The organism is Microcystis sp. LE19-10.1B (assembly GCF_027530565.1).
GTDB lineage: Bacteria > Cyanobacteriota > Cyanobacteriia > Cyanobacteriales > Microcystaceae > Microcystis > Microcystis aeruginosa.
Genome location: NZ_JAPZQM010000585.1, coordinates 1 through 6146, shown reverse-complemented (window position 1 = coordinate 6146; position 6146 = coordinate 1). Strand labels below are relative to the sequence as shown.

Annotated in this window: 8 protein-coding genes and 1 pseudogene; 5 read left to right on the top strand and 4 right to left on the bottom strand. The window is 40.4% G+C overall.

Annotation, left to right across the window (positions count from 1 at the left end):
• Window positions 1–9 precede the first annotated feature (9 nt).
• The 3 genes from O9332_RS21260 to O9332_RS21250 all read left to right on the top strand — a co-directional run bounded on the left by O9332_RS21260 (window position 10) and on the right by O9332_RS21250 (window position 1249).
• Window positions 10–435: a type II toxin-antitoxin system VapC family toxin gene (locus tag O9332_RS21260; RefSeq protein ID WP_002756072.1), complete on the top strand. Its 426-nt coding sequence runs from the start codon at window positions 10–12 to the stop codon at window positions 433–435.
• Window positions 436–437: 2 nt separating this feature from the next.
• Window positions 438–653, top strand: coding sequence for a tetratricopeptide repeat protein (locus O9332_RS21255; protein WP_002762165.1), 216 nt, complete (start codon window positions 438–440; stop codon window positions 651–653).
• 332 nt (window positions 654–985) lie between these two features.
• Window positions 986–1249, top strand: a complete 264-nt coding sequence (locus tag O9332_RS21250) for a type II toxin-antitoxin system Phd/YefM family antitoxin (RefSeq protein WP_002762167.1) — start codon at window positions 986–988, stop codon at window positions 1247–1249.
• A gap of 273 nt (window positions 1250–1522) precedes the next feature.
• On the opposite strand, the gene O9332_RS21245 is transcribed toward O9332_RS21250, so the two are convergent.
• The 4 genes from O9332_RS21245 to O9332_RS21230 all read right to left on the bottom strand — a co-directional run bounded on the left by O9332_RS21245 (window position 1523) and on the right by O9332_RS21230 (window position 4545).
• Window positions 1523–1747 (bottom strand): type II toxin-antitoxin system HicA family toxin, encoded by a 225-nt coding sequence (locus O9332_RS21245; protein ID WP_002739026.1) that lies wholly within the window; start codon window positions 1745–1747, stop codon window positions 1523–1525.
• A complete protein-coding gene (locus O9332_RS21240) occupies window positions 1747–1959 on the bottom strand; it encodes a type II toxin-antitoxin system HicB family antitoxin (protein WP_002738920.1) in 213 nt (70 codons plus the stop codon). Before O9332_RS21240 ends, O9332_RS21245 begins: the two co-directional genes overlap by 1 nt.
• A 359-nt stretch (window positions 1960–2318) precedes the next feature.
• The gene (locus O9332_RS21235; RefSeq protein ID WP_002762169.1) at window positions 2319–3512 is read right to left on the bottom strand and encodes a Coenzyme F420 hydrogenase/dehydrogenase, beta subunit C-terminal domain; all 1194 of its coding nucleotides are present in this window, start codon (window positions 3510–3512) and stop codon (window positions 2319–2321) included.
• 115 nt (window positions 3513–3627) lie between these two features.
• The gene (locus O9332_RS21230; RefSeq protein ID WP_288027284.1) at window positions 3628–4545 is read right to left on the bottom strand and encodes a histone deacetylase family protein; all 918 of its coding nucleotides are present in this window, start codon (window positions 4543–4545) and stop codon (window positions 3628–3630) included.
• Window positions 4546–4705: 160 nt separating this feature from the next.
• On the opposite strand from O9332_RS21230, the gene O9332_RS21225 reads away from it, so the two are divergent.
• Both O9332_RS21225 and O9332_RS21220 read left to right on the top strand, forming a co-directional pair.
• Entirely contained in the window at window positions 4706–5575 is an 870-nt protein-coding gene (locus tag O9332_RS21225; RefSeq protein WP_288027282.1) for an alpha/beta fold hydrolase, read from the top strand.
• Between the two features lie 79 nt (window positions 5576–5654).
• Window positions 5655–5960 (top strand): annotated as a pseudogene (locus tag O9332_RS21220) (glycosyltransferase); the annotation flags it as partial.
• Between the last annotated feature and the right edge of the window lie 186 nt (window positions 5961–6146).

The following is a 6146-nucleotide window of genomic DNA, read 5'->3' as shown; positions in this document are numbered from 1 at the left end:
ATCATAGCAATGAAAACCATCTTTGCAGACACATTTTATTGGGTTGCTCTCATTAACAATCGTGATGATTGGCATGAGAAAGCTATAGAAATGACAAGGAAACTCCAGCAGGTAACAATAGTGACAACCGATGAAGTCTTTATTGAAGTTTTCAACAATCTATCTGCTTATGGAATGTCAGTTAGACGAAAAACCTTACAAGTTATTAGAGGCTTACAAAATAATCCCCAAATCTTAGTTATACCTCAAACTCATCAGACGTTCCAATCAGGATTAGATTTATATCAAAATCGTCCAGATAAAGATTACAGCTTAACAGATTGTATATCCATGCAAACAATGCGCCAAATGAATATAAATGAAATTCTTACCCACGATAAGCATTTTACGCAAGAAGGATTTTTCATTTTATTTCAAAATATAGAGTTACATTAGAATTGAGACAACAACTACTAGGAGACAATCATCCCCATGTGGCAACTTCCCTCAACAATTTAGCACACTTGTACTACTCCCAAGTTAGGTACACAGAAGCGGAACCTCTCTATCTAGAAACGATTAATATTTTCAGGGAAAGATTAGGGGAAAATCATCCCCATACTCAAACGATTATGGAGAATATAAAACTATGTTGTCCCAACTCTGGCAAGTAGAATTAAGATAGAGTTTGAATGCTTTGGAAAAGAGGGTCTGTAGGCGCACAGATTTTCCATTATGAATATAGTATCATGTCAAGTCGCCTTTGTCAAGAGAAAATTTAACAACATCCAGAAAAACGTTATTGTAAGGGTAATTCATGAATTACCCCTACACCTATTACCTAGTCCAGTAACGCACCACCTAATCATCGACTATGATTGAATTAATCACTGATGACTACAATGATGGATAATTATAGGAGGATGCTGTCTGGACTGTGATTAGGTGAGATTGTTAAATCCCTACAATAATTTTTATTATTTCATCATCAAAAAAAGGATTAATTATGATCAAAAAAATTAAAATCGCCGATGCTCAAACCGATTTACCAAGTCTCGTTAAATCGGTTACGGAAGATAACAAAATTTATGCCATTGAGAATCAGGAGGACTCTGTAATTTTGATTTCCCAAAAAAACTATGAAAGTTTACAAGAAACTATCGAATTACTCTCTATTCCCGATTTAAGAGAAAGCTTACAACTATCTCTACAGCAAATTAATGAAAATGAAACCTATTCTTTCGAGGAAGTCTTGGGAGACATTGATTAATGGTTTATGAAGTCAGCATACAACACAATCATAGTATTCATTCAATCATTCCAATCAAAGTTTAGACTGATGATGAACAGAAGTTAATCTATATTCATCGTGCTAAAACTCATTATGGCGAATAAACTAGACCTTGAAAATTCTTGAAAAGAGTGTCTGCAGGCGCACGGATTTTCCACTATGAATATAATATAATGTCAAGTCGCCTTTGTCAAGAGAAAATTTAACAACATCCAGAAAAACGGGGACATGAAGCTTAAATCAAGATGGGAATTACAGCAGACGAATGAATTCTTCTTGTGTCAGTTCAGCATCGCGTAAAATTTTTAGGAGTAATCCTTTCCCGACAGTTTTCCCCCGATGAACCGGTACGGTGACAACTCTTCCATCTTCATGTTTTAAGCGCAGATGACTTCCTTTTTGTCGGATAGATTGAAACCCTATTCTCGTTAAAGCTTTGATAACTTCATCACCGGTTAATATCGGTAATTTTGGCATCAGATAGACACCTTTTCAATTCCAACAAACTTCGACACATCTTCCGGATTGTCATCTTCCAAGCAAAGTTCAATCACTTCCCTGATATTCTTCATCAATTCATCAATCGTTTCCCCTTGACTGTAACAACCCCGAAGTTGAGGAACTTCCCCAACATAATATCCATCCTCATCTCGTTCAATGACAACATAAAACTCTCTTTGATAGTTCATGGTTCTCAATCCTTAAAAAAATTATCGCTATCTAAGCTTTTATTGGCGATTATTGAGACTTGAAAATAGGGTCTGTAGGCGCAAGGATTTTCCATTATGAATATAGTATCATGTCAAGTCGCCTTTGTCAAGAGAAAATTTGACAACATCCAGATTTAGTCGTAACGCATCACCTATCATCGACTATGATTGAATTAATCACTGATAACTGATAGCTGATAACTGATAACTGATAACTGATAACTGATAACTGATAAGAGATTGTCGAAGAAGGGGTGAACATTCGGGGGATAACCTATGGCTGAAACCGTAGATTTCCTATCCGAATGTTGCGCCCCTACTTTTTCAGCATACCCTAATTAATCGGGCAATTTATACTGTTCCACAATCTTTTTAGCATATTCAGGAACATGAGCCGCTAATTTTTCAGGATAATTACGTTTAACATAAAGGTAATTACGGGTAAAGTGAGAATCGATAGAAAAGCGAGCATATTCTAACCCTTTAGGCCCGATTTTTTCAATTACTACTCCCATCATTTTTGCCGCCCACATCGGCAAGGTTACACCTTTATCATAGGCAGGAATGCTATTTTGTACCGCCTGTTTTCTATCACCACTAGACATAACATCTTGGGTGTCTAATTGATCTTTAACTAACTCTAACATTTCCTTGCCCGTATCATTACGAACCATAATCCATTGCCAGCCAAAAGGTGCGCCCATATAGCCCACAACTAAATCAGCAAGGGAGTTAACATAATCAAAACAAGTCATACAGGAAGGGGCAAAAACATCCTTTAATTTATTAGTTTTTAAGCCAAAAAAAGGAACCATTTCCATCGAGCCATCTTCGTGTTTAAAGTGTACCCTAAAATCCTGCATAAATTCGTAGTGAACCACAGTTTCTGGGGAACGACTGGTAGTTTCTAGAAACTTTTGCAGTCCTGAGCGGGTGACATTATCGACGCAGGGAGTTCCTAAGACATATAACTTTTCCAAGCCTAATTTTTTTTCTACTGCTCTTAGGGCTTGAATTTGACAACCAACTCCGATAACTAATAACCGTTTCATGCCCGATTTTTCAATTTCTTCTAGGACTGATAAATTGGGAGAAAGAGTCGGTTTATTGACTTTAGCGGCGAGAATTTCTTCCGTGGTACGAGCGAGAATCGGCTGCGGTTGAAAGCGATCCTCGGCGGTATTCTGCACACAAACCACCCCTTCTACTAAACCACGATTGAGCATTTCACAGGCAATTGTGCTGACGATTCCTGTCCATTGCGCCCCAGGGATAGCTTGTTTTTTCTTGGCAGCCATCATCTCTTGATGAACACCAAAATAGAGATCATTTTCCTGATTTAAGTCGCGACTTTTGCCGTGTGCTGCTGCTTCTAAATCAGCGATTTGTTGATTGAGAAAAGCACAAGCTTCTTTAACATAGTGAATATAATAAGTGTCACAAAGTCCGCACTCGCTACACAATTCTTTGGCAGGACGACGACTATTGGGCTTGAGGGCTTTGGCTTTTAGGTGTGGCGCAAGGGAGTTCATAATCTTAAAAGGCAACTAGGTCAAGGGTTTTTTTCTATCGATCGTTTACCTTACCGCATTAGATCGCTTTGTTACCAATCTTTTTAAAGAAATGTAACGATTACCCGGAATAGGATCAGAGCAAAGCTTCTAAGGTGGCGACGACGGAAGCCGCTAAAGTTTCTAAATCATAACCACCTTCTAAGCCGAAAAGCAGCGGTTTATTGAGAGTTAAGAGGTATTTGGTTAAAATTCTATAATCCTGTGGGTGTAAACAAATTCCCGCCAGAGGATCCGCTTGATTGGCATCATATCCAGCACTAACAATCACTAAATCCGGTTGAAAATTTTTCAGAAAAGGTATGACTTGCCCCTCAAAATGTTCTTGATAATCTTTAATCGTACTTCCCGCCGATAAGGGAATATTTAAAACATTATTAAACTCCCCTTTTTCTCTCGCTTCTCCCGTGCCGGGATAAAAGGGGAATTGATGAAGGGAACAATAGGCAATCTGGGGATGATTTTCGACTATATCCTGGGTGCCATTGCCGTGATGTACGTCCCAATCGAGAATCGCTACTTTTTGCACTCTTTTGTTTTCCAAAGCATAATAAGCGGCAATAGCAGCATTAGAAAACAGACAGAAACCCATGCCATAATTAGAAGTGGCATGATGTCCGGGGGGACGGGCTAAAATAAAGGCAGGATCGCCAGTAGATAAGACTCGATCAACTCCATCTAACCAGCCACTAACCGCTAGTAACGCCACATCGTAACTACGCGCAGAAACGGGAGTATCAGCATCCAATCTTCCTCCGCCCTGTTGACAAATTCGCCGCAATCTATCAACATAATCTTGATTATGAACTTGTTTAATCAAAGGGATTACTTCGTCACGAATTTCGATCGGTGTCGGTAAATGCCATGTTAATTTTGACTGCCATTCTGTTTGTTTTAAAGCCTCGACAATTGCCGTTAAACGCGCCGCTTGTTCGGGATGGTAAATACCTGTATCGTGATCGAGAAATTCATCGGAATAGATAATCGAGATCATAATCAAATTACTGCTTAACTCGTTGATTTTTGAGCAACCCAATGGTTTTAATCTACCAGAAAAGCAGCGGCTTGAGCGGCTATAGTGAAAAAACTTTACTGATTGGGTCACTTTTGCCAGATGATGCAATTATCTTTCCCCAAAGTGACAGGAGGCAAAAATGCTGACAAATTTTCGGAAATTTCAGCTAGAAGTTAATGGCATTACTATCAATGGTGTCAAAGGTGGGCGCGGTTTTCCGCTGCTTTTGCTCCATGGTTATCCCCAAACCCATCAAATGTGGCATAAAATCGCCCCCCGATTAGCGGCTAATTTTACGGTGATCGCCACGGATCTGCGCGGCTACGGGGATAGCGATAAACCCTTACCCCTAGAGGATTCTAGCAATTACTGCAAGCGAGTCATGGCCCTCGATCAGGTATTGCTGATGGAAAAATTGGGTTATCAGGAGTTTTATCTAATCGGCCACGATCGAGGGGCGCGAGTTTCCCACCGTCTCGCCCTTGATTTTCCCGAAAAGGTAAAAAAACTCGTTTTACTCGATATAGCCCCAACGCTGGCGATGTATGAGGCGACTGAGCAAACTTTTGCCACTGCCTACTATCATTGGTTTTTCTTGATTCAGCCTTCCCCTTTTCCCGAAACCCTGATCGCCGCTAATCCCGATTATTATCTGCAACATTGCTTGCAAAGTTGGGGTCGAGATTTTAGCGCTTTTACAGAGGAAGCTTTGGGGGAATATCGGCGTTGTTTTCGAGATTTAAGCACGATAACCGCCACTTGTGCCGATTATCGGGCTGCCGCTACCATCGATTTAGAGCATGATCGTCAGGATTTAGACCGGAAAATTTCCTCTCCCCTCTTGGTTCTTTGGGGAGAAAAAGGTTTCATTGCACGTCAATACGATGTGATCGCTCTTTGGCAGCAGCTAGCTAATCAAGTCACGGGACAGGCGATCGCCAGCGGTCATTTTTTACCAGAAGAAGCACCGGAAGAGACGGGACAGGCGATCGAGGATTTTCTTCGCTAAGTAAAGAGATTGACGGCAGAATTCTCTGAGTTAGGAGTCAGATTTTTCAATCAATTACTGGTCAAATATTATTATGCAAATGCTAAAATATTCCCTGATTGTCCCCATCTATAACGAGGAAGAAACTATTGCCGAACTGTATCGCCGGGTGAGTGCCATCATGAATAATTTAGATGGGGCGGTAGAATTAATTCTAGTAAATGATGGTAGTAAAGATAGTTCCTTAAAACTGCTGCGAGAACTGCACAAAGCTGATTCACGAGTATGTTATATCAGTTTCGCCCGCAATTTTGGTCATCAAGCGGCGGTAACTGCTGGACTTAATTTTTGCCGAGGACAAGTAATTATTGTTTTGGATGCTGACCTGCAAGATCCGCCCGAATTAGGGTCTGCTGAAAAAGTTTTTCCTGGGGGTAGGAGTCAGTAGCCGGTCGTCAGGAGTCGGTCGTTTTAGGCTTTGTTGCCCTTGTTTTTTTACCAAGCGATGTACCACAAGAAGGATAATGCAAGGTTTTTGAAAGTCCCAATCCTATTTTCTTGCACTAACATCGGACTTTAACAGGTCAAAAGC